This is a genomic window from Neobacillus sp., from assembly GCF_031988165.1.
GTDB lineage: Bacteria > Bacillota > Bacilli > Bacillales > Cytobacillaceae > Neobacillus > Neobacillus rhizosphaerae.
Map to the genome: position 1 here is coordinate 52,767 of NZ_DALZYO010000021.1, position 22,309 is coordinate 75,075.

Below are 22,309 nucleotides of genomic sequence, written 5' to 3' on the forward strand. Positions count from 1 at the left end.
TTTCGGTAAAACATAAAAAACCTCTTCGAAAAGAAGAGGTTAGCATAACAAACTAACATCTTCTCATCTTTCAGCTTATTGCTGCAAGAATTAGCACCGTGCTTAAACTTGTTAAGTCGGTTGCCGGGCTTCATCGGGCTTTTCCCTCCGCCTGCTCTTGATAAGAAAACGATTCGTATATATTCACTTTTTCACAGTGTTTAACTTTATTTTGGATTATCACAAGAAAAGGTTAAAATGTCAACCTATTTTTCAAAAATTTCTAAATCACTTATTCTTCTGACGGCTTCCTTTAATTGCTCCTCGGATGATAATAGCCCTACTCGGACATATCCTTCGCCAAATTTGCCAAAGCCTATTCCCGGTGCAACCATGATATGTGCTTGTTCCAGAAGAATAGTGGCAAACTGCTCGGATGAAAACTCCTCTGGTATCTTTAACCAGGCAAAAAATGATCCTTTTGGTGAGCTGACATTCCATCCTAGCGAATGAAGACCCTCAATCAAAACATTTCGTCTACGTTCATACAGATCGTTTAATTCCTTCACACAATCCTGCGATCCCGTTAATGCTTCTGCCGCTGCCTCCTGTACCGCTCCAAATAAACTGACGTATAAATGGTCTTGTAAAAGTTCAATTGCTGAAATGATACTCTCATTACCTATTGCAAAACCAACTCTCCAGCCCGCCATATTAAAGGTTTTGGACAGAGTATATATTTCGATTCCTACCTCTTTTGCACCTTCAGACTGTAAAAAGCTTAATGGTTTATTACCATCAAATCCAATGGCCCCATATGCGAAATCATGAACGACACAAATTTCATGTTCCCGAGCAAGCTTGACGGTTTCTTCGAAAAACTCTGCAGTAGCTGTTGCACCGGTTGGATTATTTGGATAATTGAGGAACATTAATTTTGCTTTGGATAAAGTATCTGTTTTTAGTTCTTGATAATCCGGTAAGAATCTATTTTCCTCTCTTAATGGCATGGTAGCCATTTTCGCCTTCGCTAATGCGACCCCAGACCAATAATCAGGGTAACCTGGGTCGGGAACCAGGATGGTATCACCTGGATTTAAAAAACACTGTGGAATTTCGACTAGACCCGCTTTACCGCCAAATAATATGGCCACCTCTTTATCCGGATCAATGGTAACGCCATATTCCCTTTGATAAAAATCTGCAGCAGCTTGTATTAAGTAACCATGTCCTTGAAATGGCGAATATTTATGGTTTCGCGGATTAGCGGCTGCTTCCTGAAGCTTTGCCACAATATGTGGTGGTGTTGGCTGATCTGGATTGCCTTGTCCTAAGTTAATTACATCATGGCCCTGGGCACTATATTCACCCACTTTTTTAACAAGACCAGCAAAAAATTGTTTTGGCAGACTATTTAAAAGTTCCGATTGTGGAAATTGCATCATTGTTCACACCTGCTTAATTATTTTTCAAATTTTTGTTGAATTTCTAGTCACAAATGTTATAACTTTTATAATACCTTGTAAAGGGAAAATTTCGAAATTTCAAAAGAGGTGAAGATTCTTGAAACTAAAGATTTCTTGTCTACAAATGGATATCGCCTTTGGAAATCCACAGAAAAACTTTGAAATTGCCAACGAGCTTTTTGAAAAAGCAGTTACTGATAATCCAGATATTATTGTCCTTCCAGAACTATGGACAACGGGCTATGATTTGAACCGACTTGCAGAAATTGCAGATATCGATGCTAAACAAACAATCGATTATCTGCAAAAAGTAGCGAAAAAGTACCAGGTTCATTTGGTCGGCGGTTCTGTCGCAAACCAAGGTGAAAATGGAGTAAAAAATACCCTTCTCGTCATCACCAAAAATGGTCAGCTCGTTCATCAGTATAATAAACTACATTTGTTTAAACTTATGGACGAGCATCTCTTCTTTAAGGCCGGTAACGAAAAAGGGTTATTTGAACTTGAAGACCGTAAGTTTGCGGGCATAATTTGTTATGATATTCGGTTTCCTGAATGGATTCGCAGCCATACTTCCGAAGGGGCTGAAGCATTATTTGTCGTTGCCGAATGGCCAGCACTCCGTCTTGCTCATTGGCGCACTCTCCTGATAGCAAGAGCGATTGAAAATCAATGCTTTGTGATCGGATGTAATCGTTCCGGTGACGACCCAAATAACCTATTTGCCGGACACTCTATTATTATTGATCCTTGGGGAGAGGTAATTTCTGAGGCTGGAGCAGATCAGGAAATCATTACGGCTGAAATCGAATTAGATCAAGTAAGAGAAATCCGAAAGCAGATTCCGGTTTTCGAAGATAGGAAACCAGAGTACTATAAATAATACGAAAAGCAGATGCGCGAAGTACACTAGCCTCTTTTTGCTGGAGCTCGAAAGTTATTAAAGAAAAATTTTTAAACTTTAGTATCTTTTTAAAATTATTGACATCTTTCGCTTCATCCTGTTATAGTTTTTTCAGATTGAAAAAATTGAATATTTTATTTACTCTTATCACGAGCTGGCTGAGGGATTTGGCCCTTTGAAGCCCAGCAACCGACCGAAATTCCATTGTGAAATGGGGCGCTTCTTTCGCGCCGGGGGAGGGTCCCCTAAATGGCACGGTGCTAATTCCAACAGAAGGATTGTCTTTCTGAGAGATAAGAGGTGCGAAGAACATCCGTCTTCTAGCCTCTTTCAGATAAGAAAGAGGCTTTTTTAGTGCTGTCACGCACTCACCAAGCCTCCCAATATAGGAGGAGAATTTATGAGTATACTAAATCAATCAACTTACCACCCGCTAACCGAAACAACTGCTATTGAGTTAGCGTTAAATCTTAGTATTTTTTCCGAAGATGCAGAACTATCCTGTAAGGAAATTGGTGATGGGAATCTCAATCTAGTTTTTCATGTTATTGACACACAAGCAGGAAAAAGCATAATCATTAAACAAGCTCTTCCCTATGCTAAAGTCGTGGGGGAAAGCTGGCCATTAACACTAAATAGGGCAAAAATTGAAGCAGATGCATTGAAAACTTTTGGTCGAATTGCCCCAGATTTTGTACCAGAAGTTTACTATACAGATGATGTGCTGGCTGTTACTGTCATGGAAGATCTTTCCCATCTTTTGATTGCAAGGACGGGCTTCATTAACGGTGAAACCTACCCGCTTATTTCTACACATGTTGGTGAGTATCTTGCTAAAACATTATTTTACACATCTGATTATGGATTGGGCCCTGGTAGAAAAAAAGAACAGGTTCAACAATTTATCAATCCTGAGCTCTGCAAAATCACAGAGGATTTAATTCTTACTGATCCCTATTACGATGCAGAAACAAACGAATTTGAAGAAGGTTTACGTCCTATTGTTGTAGATCTTTGGCGTGATGAAGAACTAAAATTTCACGTGAATGTATTGAAAAAAACCTTTTTAACTGATGCAGAAGTTCTCCTTCATGGTGACCTACATACCGGAAGTATTTTTGCGAATAATTCAGAAACAAAAGTCATTGACCCTGAATTTGCTTTCTATGGGCCTGCTGGATTTGATATTGGCCAAGTATTTGCAAATCTTCTTTTCCAAGTAATTGTGAACAATAAGAAGCGAGATCTTTTTGTCGAGCATATTGAAACGGTTTGGGATGTCTTTAAGAATACATTTACAATCCTTTGGGAGACAGAAAATAAAGAGGTTTTAGCACAATCGGCTTCATTCCTTTCCTATAATTTATCTAAATTTTTTGCGGATGCCCTTGGTTTTGCCGGCTGTGAGTTAATCAGGAGAACAATTGGGCTCGCACATGTTGCTGATTTAGACGGAATTAAAGACGAGCAAACTAGATTAGCTGCGAAGCGTAAATCTCTGGAGCTTGGGGGCATCCTTATCAAGCAGAGAAAAAATATTAAGGAACTTGGAGAATTTATCGAAATAGTAAAAGAAAAAATAAACTAGAAAAAAAGCAATCCGAACAAAATCGGGTTGCTTTTTTACTCTGGTTTCGCCCACATTTCCTCCGGGTTTAGTTCATATATCCCATTTTCGCGGTACATGTAATGATTAATAATGAATTCCCTGCGTATTGTCGCATAATCATCATAGAATTGCTTAATATACTCGTTTATTTCTTTTTCACTATACTTTTGACCTATGTTAAGCCCTCGAACCATATGTTCAAACACCATTAATTTCTTCTTCCGTTGAGCTGGAATATTTTTTAATTTTCCTTCCTTTGTGAAGAAATTCTGAATAACCTTTTGTCTCTCTAAACTTATTTCCATCATTTCATCAAGCTCCTCTCCCCTTGTCTCCAGTAACTTTGTGAGCTCCTGCGCCTGTTGTTTAATCATCGATTCATTTAAATAAAAGTAAATAGTATTCTTATCCCTTCTTTCATAAACCACATGGACATCCCGCAATTTTTTAAGGTGATGAGTAATTGTAGGTGCGCTCAGGCCAAGTTTGCCGGCAATCGCCTGTCCGTGCAGCGGGCCTTTTGCTAAAAGGATAACAATTCTTACCCTTGTGGGGTCACCCATTGTTTTATGAAATGCTACTAAGCGATTAAGCTGTATCAAAACCTTCATATCCTTCCGTTTTTATGTTTATCTAATTAGATATATATCAAACAACAAATATTTTGTCAACAGGAACAAAAGGCGCAAGCGCCCGTTTAGCGGCGTATGGACTGGAGCGCTTTGACTGAGATAAAGGAAACACGGAGAGCATAGCGATTCGATGTTGACTTATCGTAGGGAAAAGAGCGAAGTCCACTAGCCGCTGGGCGCTGGAGCTGGATTCAGATAACTATTTCAAGTTATCAACACTAAATTATTTTATAATTTCCTATACAGCAAAAAAAACACTCCCTTTTTTAGAAGTGTTTTCAATTAATACTGTTGTAACCGTCAAATGGGAGGGTTATTTGAAAAATGGTTCCTTTTCCTTCTTCACTTTTTACCTTGATGGTCCCTTTATGCTCATCAATGATTCGATAGCTTACCATTAAGCCAAGGCCAGTTCCTCGATCTTTTGTGGTATAAAACGGTTCACCAAGCCTCTTTATCATTTCTTCAGGTATTCCTGTTCCTTCATCTTCAATCGTGATAATAATACACTTATTAACAGCATTCTTTACTGCAATTGTTATCTTGCCTCCTCCAGGCATAACCTCGATAGCATTTTTAATTAAATTTATAAAGACTTTTTTTAATTGATTTGGTTCACAAAAAATAGCCGGAAGCTGTTCATCATATTCTGTTACAAATTGAACATTATATAGAACTGCTTGGGCAGTAAGCAGGTCAACCGTTTCCTTCATGATTTGATTAATATCCTTCTCTTGAAACCTAATGGCCTGTGGTTTAGCCAAAATCAAAAACTCATTAATAATTGAATCAATTCGCTGAAGTTCTGTAGTAATAACCTGATAATACATCGAATGATCTTTTGTAATACTGTCCTCAAGTAATTGGATGAATCCCTTCAATGCTGTCATGGGATTTCGTATTTCATGAGCTATTCCAGCAGCAAGCTCACCTATCACCGTCAAAGTATCTGACTTCCGCAGTTGCTCTTGCATCGCTACCTTTTCCGTTACATCCTTAAATACAGTAAAATTCAACCCTTCGACAATGTTAAGTTTTGAAGAGTATTCAAAGTATTTCTTTCTTCCATCTTCATAGTCAATAATGAATGTGGAGGTACATTTGCCATTATTAAAGACCTGATCAATATGATTTACTATTTCCTGTTTCTTTACATCCTGAAAGATATCTAGATTGTATATCCGATGACCAGCTAATTTTTCCTTTGAAATACCAATCATTTTTTCACCAGCATAATTAATATCAGTGATACGGTGCTGATTATCCCATAATATAAGTCCGTCAATGGAATCTTCAAAAATTCGTCTATATTTTTGTTCGCTTTTTTGCAAATCAGTTTCCTTCATCTGCATCTCCTTATTTTCATGAGATAAAGCATTTTCCTGATTAAACTGCTTCTCCACTTATAGCCACCCCGCGAACTTCTTAACACATGGTTTAATGATAAATCTTTTATTCTACATATTATGAGAAAAATCCTTTTAATATGACCATCATATTTTATTAATAGCTAATAATCGAAAAAAAAACGCAAAACTAGGCGTTTTGCGTTTTTTTTATTTATAACATAGGATTTTCATGCTTTGCCTTTAGGCGCGACCATCTTAATTCGACTTCAGCTTCAAATTCTTCCAAAATTGGTCTGTTTTCCACTTGTAGAAGATGTTTTGTTTTACCCATATATTTTAACCAATCAGAAAGTGGAACACGTTTATTCTTTTCCTCTGGATTGTAGGTAATCGTGGTAACCCCTTGTTCTATTTCATAAAGAGGGAAGAAACAAGAATTTACCGCTTCTTCGACAATTTTTGTACCATAGCGATCATCTGATTTCCAGTTTAATGGACATGTAATCAGGATTTTCCCATAAACGGTCCCTACATTCTGCGCATACCATTGTGCTTTTGCACCTTTTTTAACCAAATCTTGTGGGAATGCTTCGGTACCAGTAAACACATAAGGAATATTTGTTGCAGCCATAATTTGAGCTGTATCTTTATGATGGAATGCTTTTCCTCGTTGTTTTTTCCCTACTCCCGATGTGCTTGTCATATGACCCAATGGTGTTGAATAAGACAATTGTGACCCTGTATTCATGTAACCTTCGTTATCATATTCAAGCATAATTAACTTATGTCCTCGCAGTGCTGTTCCAATGGCAGAACCCATTCCAATGTCCATTCCACCGTCACCAGTAATCATCACAAATGTGGCATCATCAGACACTTCAATTTCGCCACGGCGTTTTAATTCCATGAATGCTTCCAATGTACCTGATAAAGTAGCTGCACCATTTTGGAATAGATTATGCATCATCGTTTGCTTGTGAGAACTGTGTGGATAAGCAGTAGTTGTAACGTACGCACAGCCTGTTTGGAATAGTGTAACGATATCTCCTTCAATACCTTTAAAGAACAATTCAAGACCAGCAAAAATCCCGCATCCAGGACATGCTCCGTGACCAGATGCAATTCGTTTTGGTTTTGATGTTAGTGCACGTAGCGGAGGAATTTTTACCTTTAATTTATTGGTCTCTTCATCCATGTTCACCTCAATTAAACCAGATTTATAGACATCCCCATGCTGAGGTGTAATAACGGGCTTAAGGATATTTTCTGGATTCCCTGGAATATGACCATAATAATCAAATGGCTTTTCAGCATAGCCTTTTTCCATCGCATCAATCGCCATATTAAAGAAATCATGTGCTTCACTTGCATAGAAATCTTTACCGCCAAGCCCAAATACACGGCTTAGGACGATTGTTTGGTTGTTTCGGTCCTCTTGAAGTGCAGATTTCACTTCATGTGTTAAGTTAGGACCATGAGCTCCATATGAATCTGCACGTTCGCCAATTAATAATGCTTTTACATTCTTAAGTGCTTCGCGGATTTCTTTCGCAGGGAATGGTCGGATGATATTCGGACTAATAACCCCTGCCTTCACTCCTTTTGCGCGTAATTGATCAACAACATCTTTTGCCGATTCTGCGGCAGAGTTTAATAGGAATAACGCAACATCAGCATCTTCCATATTATATAAATCTAGAACAGGATATTCCCTTCCAGAAACCTTCGCATATTCACTTGAAATCTCTTTAAATACTTCCCCAGCATTGTAGATGGCTTCAGATTGTTGGAAATGGTTATTTATGATATCCTCGCCATTCATATGTGCACCGATGGTAACAGGTTTCTTAGGATCTCTAGCGAAATTGTAATCAGTTGGGCATTCACCTACAAATTGTTGAACTATTTTACGGTCTTTGAAGTATTCTACTTTACGCTTCTGATGGGAAGTCCAGAATCCATCATAAGCAACAATAACTGGCAAACGAACTTTTGAGTGTTCCGCAATCTTTAAAGCCATGATATTCATATCATAAACGGCTTGTGGCGTTCTTGCTGTTAAAATAACCCATCCTGTGTTTAAAGCATAATAAAGGTCTGAGTGATCGCCGCGAATATCAAGCGGACCACTAACTGCACGGGTTACGAGGTTCAAAACCATTGGAAAACGAGTACCCGATTGAACAGGTAGCTGTTCAATCATATATAATAGACCATTTGCACTGGTTGCATTAACTACGCGCGCCCCGGTTGCTGCCGCACCGTAACAAATTCCGGCTGAACCGTGTTCACCATCTGCTGGAATCAGTTTAATATCATGCTCACCGCGTGTTTTCATTAGATCTAAATATTGTGCTACCTCTGTTGATGGTGTGATTGGAAAATATCCCATGATATGATAGTTGATTTGAGCCGCTGCCATCGCTGCCATTTCATTTCCAGATTCAAAGGTAGAAACTTGTTCGGCGATGCCTTGGGATGTTAATTTATCTTCTAAAATGGCCATTAGAGAATACCTCCTGCAACATAAGGAAAGTTTTGTTTTACACGATTTTCATCGGCGTACCCAATCATTTCACGAAGATCGCCTAGAGCATCCGTTGGACAGGCTTCAACGCATTTTAAGCAGCCTTTACAATATTGATAATCAATTCCTTTAAGGAACATTTGCTTTCTTCCACGTTTGTCTTCCCCATCTTCCCAAACAAAGCAGTAATCTGGACAAACGTTATCGCAGGCTGCACAATTAATGCATTTATCCTGTTTGAACTCAGGAAGGAATCCTTGGCGCGAACCACTTAAATCTTTTAAAATACTATTGGCGGGAGAAACAATGACCCCACCGATTTCCTGTGTCATATAACCAAGCTGTGGAAGCGGGCGTGTGAAGGCCTTACCTACAGCCCCTACTGGTACTTCATATGTTTTAAATTGAACTTCATTATATCCGCGGTCAAATGTACGAATATTTGGTTCAACAAGATGTGGATATTTTTTTTCAAATGTTTTTCGGATGACATCTCTCATTGAATCTGGATCTAAGAAATCACAGATGCGATATAATGCCCCTAGCATGGCAGTATTTACTTTTGTTTTTTCCTCAACCGCAATGGTTAAGGCATCGACAATTGCTAATGTGCCACATTCGAGCAGTAAGTCCTTTTTAACATCATCAAAATCTCTTGCGCTATTAACCAATACAATACCATCGGCGTCTAAACCGCTTACAACATTTACGGTTTTGTAAAGCGCTTCATGGAATACTCCAACAACATGTGGCTGTTCGATCGGGCTATGGTCACGGATTTGAACATCTGCCTCACAAAAACGAATAAAGCTTTTTACTGGAGATCCTTTCTTTTCAGATCCATATGATGAAAAGTTGGAACCGTTCAACCCAAGGCTAAACACACCAGCTTCCGCCAGCATTTTTCCTGCTAGGTTAGCTCCAAGACCACCGATTGATTCTAATCGGATTTCAAAGAATCCTAGCTCATTTTTTTTCGGTAAAATAGACATATTGCCCCTCCCCATTTTCGTTCAAAAAATTCACAAAAAATAAACATAAAAAATTAACTTTCCAAATTAATTGTAGGGCATTAATTCTTTTTAAGCTGTGACAAATGTTAAACAACGCTGAAAAAATTTTGTAACACAATCTTTCCGATAAGAAAAAACGCTAATTTATAAGGATTTATAGCATTAATCCAATTATACAACAGTTACCAAACTGTGATATAACAGATTTTAAAAAAGAAAAACCTGCCGCATATAATAGTGGCAGGCATTTGCTTTTATTGAATTAGAGATCGTTTATTACAAAATAGGTAGCCGTCCAGGCTTTTAAAGGCCCTGGTCCTTTGGAAAGTTTATCTCCAACATCTTCTAAGGCTCCTACCAAGATGGCAGGAGTCTTAGAAGATGTTGGAGGGATATATTTTTCGTCAAAAATAAGCTAGAATAAAGTGAACCTCCATCAGTGGGGGTTTTACTGCCCATTAATGGGGGATAAAAATTGTTTATTTGCATAAAGGAGTTTTCTAATGAATGTTATCTGTTCTACCTTGAACGCCAAATATATCCATACAAACCTTGCAATTCGCTATTTAAAGGCTTACGCCGCTCCGGAATATAACATACAAATGAAAGAGTACACCATTAAGGATCCAGTCATGAACATCGTTTCCGATCTTTATCAAGCTAAACCAACGGTGATTGGATTTAGTTGCTATATCTGGAATATCGAAGAAACCCTTAAAGTCGTCAATATGATAAAGAAAATCGACCCATCCATTCTGATTGTCTTAGGAGGACCTGAAGTAACCTATGATACAGCTGAATGGATGGAAAAACAGCCCGATATTGATTTTATTGTCATCGGTGAGGGTGAACAAACGTTTAAACAATTACTTACTGAAATTCAAACAACGAACAATTATGATCATGTCCCTGGAATTGCCTATCGCCATAATGGAGAAGTCATGATAACCCCACAAATGAATAAGCTGGACCTTAAAGAACTTCCATCTCCGTACCGCTTTCCTGAAGATATAGGAAATTTAGGAAAACGGGTCGCTTATATCGAGACCAGCAGGGGCTGCCCGTTTAGCTGTCAATTTTGCCTGTCCTCCATTGAAGTCGGAGTCCGTTATTTTGATCGGGAAACAATTAAAGAAGATATTCGTTACTTAATGGCTAATGGGGCAAAGACGATTAAGTTCGTTGACCGTACTTTTAATATCAGTCGTAGCTATGCCATGGAAATGTTCCGCTTCCTTATTGATGAGCATCAACCTGGAACCGTTTTTCAATTTGAAATTACAGCTGATATTATGCGTCCAGAGGTGATTGAATTTCTAAATCAAGAAGCCCCAAAAGGACTGTTCCGTTTTGAAATAGGTGTTCAGTCAACCAATGACTATACGAATGAACTTGTGATGCGAAAGCAAAACTTTACCAAGCTGACAAGAACTGTCACGATGGTAAAGGAAGGCCAAAAAATTGATCAGCATCTCGATCTGATTGCTGGGCTGCCAGAAGAAGATTATTCTTCCTTTCGGAAAACGTTCAACGATGTCTTTGAGATGAGACCTGAAGAATTACAATTAGGATTTTTAAAAATGCTTCGTGGTACTGGTGTACGACTTCGAGCTTCTGAACATCAATATGTTTACATGGATCATTCTCCATATGAAATCTTAAGTAATAATGTCTTATCATTTGACGATATTGTGAGAATCAAACAGGTGGAAGATGTATTAGAAAAGTATTGGAACGACCATAGAATGGATTGGACTGTTGAATACCTAGTCACGAATGTGTTCACATCACCATTTGATTTCTTCCAGGAATTTGGTTCCTACTGGGAAGAACAGGGTTGGTCAAGAATCGGACACCAACTGGAGGACCTATTTCGCCGATTGCACTTCTTTCTTGAGCAAAAATCTGTCAAGAACCTCGACGTAATTGTCGGTCTCATGAAGTATGATTACCTAAAAAATCATAGGTATAAGCCTAGAAAGCCTTGGTGGGAAGCAAGTTTTGATAAAAGTGCACGTTTACAATTGTATAAACAAATCATTGAGAATCCGACCCATTTAGGGCAGGAATACATCGAGCTTCACCTTGATGAAAAGGAATTATTTAAACATACGATGCTTGAGGAGCTTTCCTTTGATTTGGCAAAGTATTTAACAACGGGAGAAATTGAAAAGAAGTCTGCTTGTTTATTGGCCTACTTTGAGCCATCAAATGACCGCACACTTATTTTTCCATTTAAAGAATTAAAATAAGCCGGATTAATCCGGCTTATTTTTCTTTCCTAGCTTTGTTTTTTTTAGCCGATTCTTAGCATCATAGAGCTTTACTCCATTCACATCGCCAATTTCAATACTAAATTCCTCTACCGGTATCCGAGGGGGAGTTTTACGTCTGCTTCCCATTATTCACTTCTACCTTTTTTCCCTAATTTTGAGTTACGGTTCGCAAATCTAATGGCATTATTATTATCGGTAAATTCTGCTGAAAACTCACTTTCTTGAACATTTTTGTGAGGTGTCCTCGTATATTTTTTTACTGCATCAAATTCCGCTTTTCGCTTGGCCATATAGTAAGCCTCCTTTTCATTAATGGTACAACATTAGTTTTGAACAAATAGATTGGAATCATTCCTTTCCTTATTTTTCATAAATAAATTTACCTTTACGGTAAAAAATAAGAAAAAAACAGGAGTGAGCAGCATGACAAAGGAAAATAAGAATGAGTCGTTAAACCCATTAACCATCAACGAAACAATGCCACATCAAATAAATGCCCCGAGCTTTAAGGGTACAAATATCAACATGATGGCCCCGTTTGTCAATAAACATGGAGTGACCATTGGCGACAGCCTTTATGCCTCAGATAATTCTCCTTTAGAAAACTGGACTGAGGATACTGACCCTGCCATTATGGCAGGTGATGAATGGGTTCATCCTACAAATGATATTGGCTGGAACACAACTGAAAACCGGGAACTGTTGGAAAGTAAAAGAAAACCACAAGCATTCCCGTTTATGCACCCTACAAAAGATGTAGGTAGTGGGAGTGATTAAAAAAGTGCCTATTATTATTTATCCAGCTCCGCAAAACATTACCACTTATGAAAACGGTCTGACAATAAAATAATATTTATACAGAGGCAAATGATCCTCTGTATTGATAAAAAGGAGTGAAACAAAATGGCTAATAGCAGCAATAAATTACTAGTTCCAGGGATTGAACAATATTTAGATCAGGTAAAATATGAAATCGCCCAAGAATTTGGTGTTCAATTAGGTTCAGATACAGCTTCAAGAGCAAACGGGTCTGTGGGCGGAGAAATTACCAAAAGGCTGGTTCAGCAAGCACAATCTCAAATGTCTGGACAATTTACCAAACAATAATTCAATAAATATGGAAAAAAAGTCCGGTATCATTTACCGGACTTTTCTTAATTTTTATATTTTTGTTTTCCATTATTGTTACCATTGGATTTTCCATTATTGTTTTCGTTGGATTTTCCATTGTTGTTGTTATTTCCATTATTGTTATATTTTTTGTTATCGTTACCATTGTGTTTTCCATTATCATTTCCGTTTCGTTTTCCGTAATTTTCCTCAATATCTCTTTCATTATTTTTGAATTTCTGATTCTCGTTAAAATTTTCCTTTTGGTAAAATTGTTTTATTTTCTCTTCTTCCATCTTTTTGAGTTGCCCTGGTGGCATTGAATTTCCGCCCCAACGATTTCGATCACCAGACCCATCAGTCTCAGCTTTTTTTTCGTTTTGAATGGAATTGTTTTCTTGTTGTTTTTTTAATTGTCCAGGTGGAATTGCTTTAGAATGGTCCGATGGAACTTCCTTTTCTACATGGTTATTTTTATTCTCAAAAGTTTTCTCTTTCTCTTTGTTTTTCTCAAGTTTAGCTGATTGGATTTTCTTTTCCTGGTATTTCCCAGCAGTAATACCCAATTGGTGTGCTTTATCCAGTTCTTTTTCTGTTGCTGTTATAACTGTCAGCTCTAAATGCTGACTATCCACGGTTGCTTTAATTTTATCTATATTTTTTTGGAGCTCTTTTTCAACATTTTCCTCTGGCTTTTTTGTCCGAACAGTTGAAATAATAACATGTTCATTATTATTGATATAACCGGCGTTTTTCATTTCAGCTAAGATTACCTTTGTTAAATCCAAAACATCCTTTTTATTCCAATTTTTCAATTGAGAAATAACCTGCTTACCGGCTTTATTGTAACCATTTAATTCTATAACCTGCATTTTTTTATTAACGCCAAGCTCGATACTTGGGTTTATATCAATGGACATGTAGGCATATGCCTTGTTATTTTGATAGATAGGAACGGATGTACTAAGAAAAATAATAATTGCAGCCATAACAGCCCAAACAGTTTTAAGCTTAAAAATATTCTTGAAAATATCGATTGCTTTAAAAGGTTTACCGCTTTCAATTGGAAAAAAGTGAATTTCTTCACCGAGAGCATAGGGTTGATTTTGTCTGTTAGCACGCAAAAATTCACCTTCAGGGGTTAAAAGTGTTAGAAACACATCATCTATTTCCATTATTATTCCTGTTTTCATGTCTCAAGAACCCCCTTTAGATAATCCTTCATATATACATAATCACTCGATAATATTAGTGCAATCGCAATAATATATTTTCGGTTCCGTTCAATCGTCTTTCTGCTAACATTCACCATTTTTTCAAGCTGTTTAATAGGAATCCGTTTTTTTTCAAATAAAAATCCCTTCAACTCAGTGTCTTCCACTAACATTTTCGCTACGATAATTGCATTTTTTCGCGCATCAGCATGCTTCGGAGAATTTTCAAGTAGGTCACTGAAGCTTAAGTCAAAGGTAGTTAATAAAGATTGAAAGTGAAGAATTTCATCTTTCCTTAATTGTTCGTCATTCTTTTTATTGTAATCATCAAGTGATAGTTCATTAATGATGCTTGTTCCAGCTGATTCCTCTTCATTCGTTGCATTGGTCAGATCGATACTTATATGTTGATTTTTAGTCTGTTTACGGATATAGTCAATAACTCTTCTCTTGATAATGACTTCTGAAAAGCTCAACAGCGAGCTTCCTCGTTCTGGTGAATATTTTTCAATTGCCTCATTAAATGCGATGAGACCAATGCTAAATTCATCATCAGTTTCATAAATATACCGTTTACATACGGATGACACTGCTTTTGCAATAAAAGGTTTATAAGCGTTGATTGTTTCATCTAGTAAATTGCGGTCACCTTCTTGAATTAAAAGGACCGTTTCTTCTAAAGTTCTTTTTTTCTTCTTGGTCATAAACAATAAACTCAGCATTTGCTCACCTCTATTCGACCAATTATAACATATGAATGATATTTTGGACTTTAAGAGGGGATGCTTTTTCATTACAAAATTACGTTCCTTTTGAAACCCTTTGTGGGGGTTATAAAAAAATTTTTTTCCAACATAAAAAAGCTTTAATCAGGTCTAACCTGATTTAAAGCTTTTACCTGGCCGAATTATAGATGTCTATTGATGTAAGATAAAGAAAATTTGATTAATAACCCAATCAATAACCCTGGAATCAAAAACAACATCGGTAAAAAAACCGGTCCAAAATAAAGATCAAAAATGATAACTTTTCGGGATAATATTAAACCAACCGTGACAAAATAAGCACCAAAAACAAACGGTAAATAGGAGTATTTCTCATCCTCCGGCATGGCCGTCCGATAACCGTCCCACAAGGAGAACATATAAACACACGGATAAAACAGTAGCCATTGATAGTTAGTAACCGCCTCAGCTCTTTCGATTTCGCCTAAGAAGCTGAACATAATTGCTTGATTGAAGCGGCTTTTGACATTCATTATGAACTCTAAAACAACAAACAATACTCCTTTAATATAATGGCCTGTTAATAATTGACTGAAACCAGGAAAGGCAATATTCCATAACACAGCTTCTAATCTGCTCATCTTTTTCATTGAACAATCTCGCTTTTTTTAGGCAATATTTAAAATAACTTTGGTTCTTCGATATAGCCTACCCAGTTTTTTACCAAATTAACAGGTACTTCAACAAATTAATTTCCTAGCTTTCAACTCTTCTTCAAAATACTTAGAAAACTATTTATAAACGTTAGCCAATTCCGTTGCTTTTGGAAATAGCTTTTTAACAATGTTAAAAAGAGCGGGTATTTCCCTTTGTAAGGGTACCAATGAATTTCCGACTTTTTCCTTCCACTATCTTCAACAATCGCCTTTTCATGACAAAAAATTCTTAGACCTGCTTCCCCGTGGTACCTGCCAATGCCGCTTTGCTTTGCTCCTCCAAAAGGGAGACCGTGATTGGCAATACTAATAATTGCATCATTAATAACTACGGCGCCTGTAACAAGCTTTGAGGCTATTCTACGTGCTTTATCGATATCCTTGGTCCACACGCTGGCATTTAATCCATAAACCGTATCATTCGCGAGAGCTACTACTTCGTCTTCACTTTCAAAAGGGATAACAGGGATAATCGGTCCAAAAGACTCTTCCTGAATCATTTTCATGTCATGGTTAACATTGGTCACCACGGTTAATGGTAGAAACATTCCATCCTCCCATTTCTCAGGAGGCAGACCAGCCTCTAACACAGCTCCTTTGCTTAAAGCGTCAGTCAGCTGCTCTTTAACTATTTGTATTTGTGCTGGGAACGTCATCGACCCTACATCTGCGTCTATATCCGTCCCCTGTTTTAGGGCCGATATCTCTTTTTTTAGTAGGGAAAGGAAAGAGTGGTATACGTTTTTTTCGACATACAATCTCTCTGCACTCATGCAAACTTGACCACTATTAGTAAACGCAGCCCATGCTGCTCCTTTAGCCGCTCTTTCTAAATGGGCATCAGCAAACACAATCATCGGGTCCTTGCCACCAAGCTCTAGGGTTGTAGGAATTAATTGCTTTGCAGCTACTTCCTGAATGATTTTCCCAGTCCGAACAGAGCCTGTAAAAAAAATATAATCCGGTTTTCCATTAGTAAATGCTGCCCCTACCTCTTTGCCACCATGGGCAACTTGAACAACTCCTTCAGGAAATCCCGCCTTTGAAAATAAATCCTCCATACATTTGCCAACCTGCGGAGTAACTTCCGAGGGCTTTAAAATCACCGTATTACCGGAAGCAAGTGCACTTACGATCGGCACCATGGCAAGCTGAAATGGATAGTTCCAAGGAGAAATAACTAAAACGACTCCTCTAGGCATATATTCGATATACGACTTTTTCCCCATTAATAATATGGAGGTCTTCACTTTCCGTCTTTTGAGGACTTTTTCACCATGCTTACAAATATGATCAATTCCATCAATACTGGGCATGACGTCGGCTATTAAAGCCTCTGTTAATACTTTGCCCGTATCTTTAGCAACCACTTTAGCCACTTCATCCATTTGCTCAACGATTACTAATTTTAGCTTTTGCAGGTAGTCAAGTCTTTCCGACACATTCAACTGACTCCATTGATGGAATGCAAATCTGCTATTCTGATAAAAATTATCCACTTGACTAATGGGAGTTTCGTCTATCTCCCCTATTTGCTCACCTGTTGCTGGGGCAATCACCTTAAGCTTTTCAGGAGCTACCTTCATGAATACACACCCTCTTTATAATATGTTAATGTGGTAGCTTGGGTTGTCTTTTTGCTTTAAATAAAAGTTAGTCATCGGCTTGATTCCTTCTTTAAAGTCAGGGCAGCTAATTCCCGAACCCTGCAAATCGTTGATTGCTTGGGTGCAGTCAAATTGACCCATCCACGTAAAATAATCAAGTGCTTCCTTCTCAACCCCAAGAAATCTTCTCATTGGTTTAATCGACAAAAACCATTTACCAAGTGTTAATGGAATCATGCCTCTTGGCTGTTTATTAAGTAATTCCTTCATCATAATCTCATAAAGCTCTGATGCACGGTATGGATGCGGGTCCGTTAAATGATAAGTTTTACAAGAAGCCTTATCTAAAAAACCGAGATACGAAGTTGCTTGAATAATATAATCGATAGGAACAAGATTAACAAACGCTTCCCCTTTACCCAGTCGTGGTATGATGGGGAGAAATTTTAACCGTTCTAAAAAATTCATAATAAAATAAGGACCATCAAATTTAATGGTTTCACCGGTATGTGAATGACCTTTCGTTACTCCTGGGCGAATAATGGTAATTGGGACGCTAGGTTTTAAGGCTTCAACCAAAACCTCAGCTTCATATTTTGTTTCTTCATAATAATTTTTAAAATTATCTGGTCTAATGAGTTCGGTCTCGTAAAGAGTTCCTTCTCTTTTTCCCACCACGTATGCCGTACTAAAGTACACATACCTCTCGAGATTTGGGAGCCCCTTTACCCATTGATTCACATTATCCGTTCCATTTACATTTACTTTATAAGCAATATCCCTAGGAACGGCGAGATCATAAATAGCCGCAAGATGAAAAACATGGGTAACCTCTTCCATTAAAATTGACTGGTCTTCAGGGTTATTCAGCAGACCTTTTTTTGTAATATCCCCCTCAATGATCGTGAAAGATGACTCCGATATACCAAGTTCTAACACTATAGCATGGCGCTCCGAAATCGCTTTTTCAACCATCCCTGGAAGGACAAGAACAAAAACATTCCCTTGCAAATTATTTTTTTTCAATACTTCACGAATCAATTGATTACAAATGAATCCTGGAAAGCCTGTGAAAAAATACCCTCTTTTCAACACATCTCCTCCTCATTATACATTACGATGGATGTATTTATTGTAATTTTTTTCAAAAAGGTTCGTCTATGGGTAATTAGTCTGAATTTTCAGTATTATTTAAAAATAAAACAACGGCGGGGATCAACCCCGCCGCTGTTTTATTCATTCTGATCCATTGGATTGTAAAGTTTCACACTTGGATTTTTTTCTTGGAACCATCTAAGAGCAAATTCGTTTTCAAATAAAAATACATAATGATCATAACGATCCTTCACCAAAAGGCTTCTTGAACTCGATAGATTCTCATCCACGACATCGCCTTCAATCCAGCGGGCAATCTTTGAACCCATTCGTTCCATTAAAACCTCTGAATTATATTCATTTCTCATCCGATGTTCAAATACTTCAAACTGCAGCTGTCCAACCGCGCCCAATAAATAATCATCCGTTTTGATGGTTTTGTAGAGCTGGATTGCCCCTTCTTGAACAAGCTGCTGAATTCCTTTATAAAAGGACTTTTGTTTCATCACATTTTTCGCAGATACCCGGACATACAATTCCGGTGTAAACTGCGGTAATTTTTCATATTGAAAATCATCTTTTCCAGTCGTCAGTGTATCCCCTATTTGATAGGTACCCGTGTCGTATAAACCGATAATATCACCACTGACGGCCTCATCAACGGTATTACGTTCTTCAGCCATAAAAGAAGTCGATTGCGAAAGCTTTAATTGTTTCCCCAAACGTGGAATATTTACCGTCATCCCCCGTTCAAATTTCCCAGAACAAACGCGTACAAAGGCAATCCGATCACGGTGGGCAGGATTCATATTGGCTTGGATTTTAAAAACAAAGCCTGAAAATTGTTCCCCTAATGGATTAATTTCGCCAATCGAAGAGTTACGAGCCTTTGGCGGCGGAGCAAATTTTAGGTACGACTCTAGAAAGGTTTGAACCCCAAAGTTTGTTAATGCACTTCCAAAGAACACAGGTGTCAATGTACCTGCAGCCACCTTTTCAGCTGAAAACTCATTACCTGCTTCATTTAGGAGCATGATCTCATCTAGTGTTTGATCATATAGCCCAGATGTCTTTAACGGATGGTCTCCTGCTATTTCACCGTCTTCATTTAATGGGATATACCGTTCTTCTTCACTTACACGAAATTGTTCAACTCGATTGTTAAACCGGTCATAAATACCAAGAAACTCTTTCCCCATCCCAATCGGCCAGTTCATCGGATAGGATTCAATTCCAAGAACCTCTTCTAATTCAGCAAGAAGCTCCAGTGGAGATTTCCCTTGTCGGTCCAGCTTATTCATAAACGTAAAAATCGGAATTCCGCGCATGCGACATACTTTAAAAAGTTTGAGTGTTTGTTCCTCTATCCCTTTGGCAGAATCGACAATCATTACCGCACTATCAACTGCCATCAAGGTTCTATACGTATCTTCACTAAAATCCTGGTGTCCAGGAGTATCCAAAATATTGACTCTGAATCCATTATAATCAAATTGCATCACACTGGAGGTTACGGAAATTCCCCGTTGTTTTTCTATTTCCATCCAGTCACTCGTAGCAAATTTCCCTGTTTTTTTCGCCTTAACTGTTCCAGCATCGCGTATCGCTCCGCCAAATAATAATAATTTCTCCGTTAGTGTCGTTTTACCAGCATCCGGGTGGGAAATAATCGCAAATGTCCGGCGCGACAATACTTCTTGTTTAAAATTGGTACCCATCTTGTCTTCCTCTCTTTTGACAACGAAAATTTTTGTCCATAACTTCAATCTTATCTCGCAAACGTTAACTTTGCAATATTTCAATTTAACAATAATGATTATTTTCTTTAATCGAACGAATGAAAAGAATATAATGAAGGGAGGCGGTAATGATTAAAAAAGGTGCCTAAATAACATATAATCTTGGGAGGAACCATGAACATTACTACATTCGATAAACCGACTTTAGATTTATTGCAAAAAGCATTTGAAATCGTTCTTCAGCAAAATAACGTTACATTTAAAAAAATAGGAATTGTTGAAGAAGGAGAACAACTATTATTTTTGTATGAAGGGAAAGACGAAAAAGTTCATGTTTTTAATTGGAGTAAAGCATCGAGTATCAATGTTAGCATAGGTGTACTTGCTCAAAGTGTATTAATGCCAATTATTCCCCATCTTCGATTGTTATCATAGTTTTTATGACACACTAACCTTTATCTTTATGGTTTGAGGTTTGTGTGTTTTTTTGTATTAGAAACGATTACTTTCCACCGTTTCCCACATCCATTTTACTGGGAATTCCTTTATAATTAATTATGACCTTATTAAAGGGAGATGAAGGAAATGAATCAAAGTAAAAAGAAAATTTCAAAGTTAATTCCGCTGTTATCAGCGTTAATAATAGGCATCGCTGGATTCGTTTGGTTTATCCAGACTACCAATAACCCCGTCTCCATTCCGTTCTCTTCCGTCGAGAAAATCATTCAAGAACAACATGGGGAATTAGTTACACTTATTGAACAAGCCGACGGCAGCCTAAATTTAAAGGTAGGAAACTCAGAATTTGTTTCTCATATTCCGCCAAACAGTCAAATGGTTGATAAGCTTGTAGAAAAATATAATATTGATTACTCCTATTCTACTAGCAGTCCTTACGGAAAATGGATTATGGGAGGAGTCATAATTTTATTAGCAGGTGCTGCATTTGCTCTGCAAAAAACAAAAGGTGGCTTTGGTCTAAATAATTCAATGAAGAAAAGTGTTGCCAAGTTACGTCCGCTTCCATCGATTACCTTGGAAGATGTAGGCGGAATCGGAGAAGAAATGAAAGAAGAAATCATGCAAACACTCTCTACCCTAAAAGAACCGGAACGTGCTGTGAAATTAGGGATTAAACCACCAAAAGGGATTCTGTTATACGGGCCTCCCGGTACCGGTAAAACCTTATTAGCCCAAGCAATTGCACGTGAATTAAATGCTGCTTTCTTCTCGGCAAGCGGATCGGCTTTTAATGAACTATTTGTTGGTGTCGGAGCTAGCCGTGTCCGTTCCTTGTTCCAAACTGCACGAAAACAAGGTCCTGCAGTTATTTTCATCGATGAAGTGGATGCACTTGCCGGCAGACGGAAAGCCCATGGCGGCGAGGAAGCCGAAAAAACACTTACCGAACTTCTTGTTCAGCTTGATGGCGGCCACTCCAATGACGGAATTTTATTTATAGCAGCGACAAATAGAAAGGATATGCTCGATGAAGCATTCCTACGCCCAGGAAGAATTGACTTCTCCTTCCATGTTCCACTTCCAGATACGAAAGGAAGAAGAGAAATCATTGACATTCATATAAAAGGAAAATCTCTTGCAAAAGATGTCCTAACTACTTTAGATAATCTTGCAGAAAGCACTTCAGGATTCTCTGGTGCTGAGCTTCAGTCCCTATTTGAAACAGCAAGCAGACGAGCTGTTCGAAATGGCCAGGACATGATTCAAAAGCAAGACCTTGATTATGCGCTTGATCGAACAATTTTAGGAAGCACTTCCCGCTCCTTACAGGATCTTGATACAAAACGGAGGGTTGCCATTCATGAAGCAGGTCATGCAATTGTCGCGTCCCTTACCAAGCCTGGGTCGGTTCGAAAAGCAACCATCATCCCCCGCGGTGAAGCCCTTGGCTATGTTGCACCAATTCCGAAAGAGTTGCATTTGTCGACAACCTCAGACCTGCTCGACCGGATTGCAATGGTACTAGCTGGAGGGGTTGCCGAAAGACTATTTCTTGGTGAACATAGTATTGGCGTTAGCGGTGACGTACAGCAGGCAAAACAAATCATCGATCAAATGGTGGATACCGGTATGCTTCAAGATGGGTTCACCTTAACCTTCAACAAACAGGATCAAGAAGAAAAAATGCAGGAGCTTTTTGCAAAAGGCCTAGAAAAATCAGAAAAGCTAATTAATAGCCATCAATATCAGTATGAACAAATAGTTGATGCACTATTAAAAAAAGAAACACTAGAAGGGTTTGAAATAGAAGAAATTGTACGAGGTAAGTCTAATCAGAACATAAATACCCCTGTCCTAGTATAATATGAGCGAACATTTCCTTTGCA

The 22,309-nt window shown here is 38.1% G+C and carries 20 protein-coding genes and 2 riboswitches; of the genes, 7 read left to right on the forward strand and 13 right to left on the reverse strand.

What is annotated here, in order from left to right:
- Nucleotides 1-60: 60 nt before the first annotated feature.
- Nucleotides 61-167, reverse strand: a riboswitch (SAM riboswitch).
- 78 nt (nt 168-245) lie between these two features.
- Nucleotides 246-1,424, reverse strand: a complete 1,179-nt coding sequence (locus RTR43_RS14160; protein WP_312472815.1) for a pyridoxal phosphate-dependent aminotransferase — start codon at nt 1,422-1,424, stop codon at nt 246-248.
- 118 nt (nt 1,425-1,542) lie between these two features.
- Here RTR43_RS14160 and RTR43_RS14165 point away from each other — a divergent pair, with 118 nt between their 5' ends.
- Both RTR43_RS14165 and mtnK read left to right on the forward strand, forming a co-directional pair.
- Entirely contained in the window at nt 1,543-2,328 is a 786-nt protein-coding gene (locus RTR43_RS14165; protein WP_312472817.1) for a carbon-nitrogen family hydrolase, read from the forward strand.
- 162 nt (nt 2,329-2,490) lie between these two features.
- Nucleotides 2,491-2,649: riboswitch (SAM riboswitch) on the forward strand.
- 100 nt (nt 2,650-2,749) lie between these two features.
- Entirely contained in the window at nt 2,750-3,937 is a 1,188-nt protein-coding gene (gene mtnK, locus RTR43_RS14170) for an S-methyl-5-thioribose kinase (protein WP_312472818.1), read from the forward strand.
- A gap of 35 nt (nt 3,938-3,972) precedes the next feature.
- Here the strand turns inward: mtnK and RTR43_RS14175 are convergent, their stop codons facing one another.
- The 4 genes from RTR43_RS14175 to RTR43_RS14190 all read right to left on the reverse strand — a co-directional run bounded on the left by RTR43_RS14175 (nt 3,973) and on the right by RTR43_RS14190 (nt 9,458).
- On the reverse strand, nt 3,973-4,557 hold the full coding sequence (locus RTR43_RS14175; protein ID WP_312472873.1) for a DUF2087 domain-containing protein: 585 nt from the start codon (nt 4,555-4,557) through the stop codon (nt 3,973-3,975).
- Between the two features lie 311 nt (nt 4,558-4,868).
- A complete protein-coding gene (locus tag RTR43_RS14180) occupies nt 4,869-5,993 on the reverse strand; it encodes an ATP-binding protein (protein ID WP_312472820.1) in 1,125 nt (374 codons plus the stop codon).
- A gap of 157 nt (nt 5,994-6,150) precedes the next feature.
- Nucleotides 6,151-8,445, reverse strand: coding sequence for a thiamine pyrophosphate-dependent enzyme (locus tag RTR43_RS14185; RefSeq protein ID WP_312472822.1), 2,295 nt, complete (start codon nt 8,443-8,445; stop codon nt 6,151-6,153).
- On the reverse strand, nt 8,445-9,458 hold the full coding sequence (locus tag RTR43_RS14190) for a 2-oxoacid:acceptor oxidoreductase family protein (RefSeq protein WP_312472823.1): 1,014 nt from the start codon (nt 9,456-9,458) through the stop codon (nt 8,445-8,447). The genes RTR43_RS14185 and RTR43_RS14190 overlap by 1 nt, the downstream gene beginning before the upstream one ends.
- 524 nt (nt 9,459-9,982) lie before the next feature.
- On the opposite strand from RTR43_RS14190, the gene RTR43_RS14195 reads away from it, so the two are divergent.
- Nucleotides 9,983-11,731: a B12-binding domain-containing radical SAM protein gene (locus tag RTR43_RS14195; protein WP_312472824.1), complete on the forward strand. Its 1,749-nt coding sequence runs from the start codon at nt 9,983-9,985 to the stop codon at nt 11,729-11,731.
- A gap of 6 nt (nt 11,732-11,737) precedes the next feature.
- Here RTR43_RS14195 and RTR43_RS14200 read toward each other — a convergent pair whose 3' ends face one another.
- Complete coding sequence (locus tag RTR43_RS14200; protein ID WP_312472825.1) at nt 11,738-11,881, reverse strand: hypothetical protein; 144 nt, start codon at nt 11,879-11,881, stop codon at nt 11,738-11,740.
- Nucleotides 11,881-12,045, reverse strand: a complete 165-nt coding sequence (locus RTR43_RS14205) for a hypothetical protein (RefSeq protein ID WP_248735768.1) — start codon at nt 12,043-12,045, stop codon at nt 11,881-11,883. Before RTR43_RS14205 ends, RTR43_RS14200 begins: the two co-directional genes overlap by 1 nt.
- 133 nt (nt 12,046-12,178) lie before the next feature.
- Between RTR43_RS14205 and RTR43_RS14210 the strand changes: the two genes are divergently transcribed.
- The gene (locus RTR43_RS14210) at nt 12,179-12,532 is read left to right on the forward strand and encodes a DUF3905 domain-containing protein (protein ID WP_312472827.1); all 354 of its coding nucleotides are present in this window, start codon (nt 12,179-12,181) and stop codon (nt 12,530-12,532) included.
- A gap of 126 nt (nt 12,533-12,658) precedes the next feature.
- Nucleotides 12,659-12,862 carry an alpha/beta-type small acid-soluble spore protein gene (locus RTR43_RS14215; RefSeq protein ID WP_248735770.1) on the forward strand — a complete coding sequence of 68 codons (204 nt, stop codon included), beginning with the start codon at nt 12,659-12,661 and terminating at the stop codon, nt 12,860-12,862.
- 47 nt (nt 12,863-12,909) lie between these two features.
- Here RTR43_RS14215 and RTR43_RS14220 read toward each other — a convergent pair whose 3' ends face one another.
- The 6 genes from RTR43_RS14220 to RTR43_RS14245 all read right to left on the reverse strand — a co-directional run bounded on the left by RTR43_RS14220 (nt 12,910) and on the right by RTR43_RS14245 (nt 19,940).
- Entirely contained in the window at nt 12,910-14,058 is a 1,149-nt protein-coding gene (locus RTR43_RS14220; RefSeq protein WP_312472828.1) for an anti-sigma factor domain-containing protein, read from the reverse strand.
- A complete protein-coding gene (gene sigI, locus RTR43_RS14225) occupies nt 14,055-14,801 on the reverse strand; it encodes an RNA polymerase sigma factor SigI (protein ID WP_312472830.1) in 747 nt (248 codons plus the stop codon). The genes RTR43_RS14220 and sigI overlap by 4 nt, the downstream gene beginning before the upstream one ends.
- Nucleotides 14,802-14,986: 185 nt before the next feature.
- Complete coding sequence (locus tag RTR43_RS14230; RefSeq protein ID WP_312472832.1) at nt 14,987-15,454, reverse strand: hypothetical protein; 468 nt, start codon at nt 15,452-15,454, stop codon at nt 14,987-14,989.
- A 113-nt stretch (nt 15,455-15,567) separates the two neighbouring features.
- Nucleotides 15,568-17,106, reverse strand: coding sequence for an aldehyde dehydrogenase family protein (locus RTR43_RS14235; protein WP_312472834.1), 1,539 nt, complete (start codon nt 17,104-17,106; stop codon nt 15,568-15,570).
- Between the two features lie 15 nt (nt 17,107-17,121).
- Nucleotides 17,122-18,222, reverse strand: coding sequence for an SDR family oxidoreductase (locus tag RTR43_RS14240; RefSeq protein WP_312472835.1), 1,101 nt, complete (start codon nt 18,220-18,222; stop codon nt 17,122-17,124).
- A 137-nt stretch (nt 18,223-18,359) separates the two neighbouring features.
- On the reverse strand, nt 18,360-19,940 hold the full coding sequence (locus RTR43_RS14245; RefSeq protein WP_312472836.1) for a peptide chain release factor 3: 1,581 nt from the start codon (nt 19,938-19,940) through the stop codon (nt 18,360-18,362).
- A 195-nt stretch (nt 19,941-20,135) separates the two neighbouring features.
- Between RTR43_RS14245 and RTR43_RS14250 the strand changes: the two genes are divergently transcribed.
- Together RTR43_RS14250 and RTR43_RS14255 are read left to right on the forward strand one after the other, a co-directional pair.
- Nucleotides 20,136-20,396, forward strand: a complete 261-nt coding sequence (locus RTR43_RS14250; protein ID WP_312472837.1) for a hypothetical protein — start codon at nt 20,136-20,138, stop codon at nt 20,394-20,396.
- A 150-nt stretch (nt 20,397-20,546) separates the two neighbouring features.
- Complete coding sequence (locus tag RTR43_RS14255) at nt 20,547-22,286, forward strand: AAA family ATPase (protein WP_312472838.1); 1,740 nt, start codon at nt 20,547-20,549, stop codon at nt 22,284-22,286.
- Nucleotides 22,287-22,309: the final 23 nt, after the last annotated feature.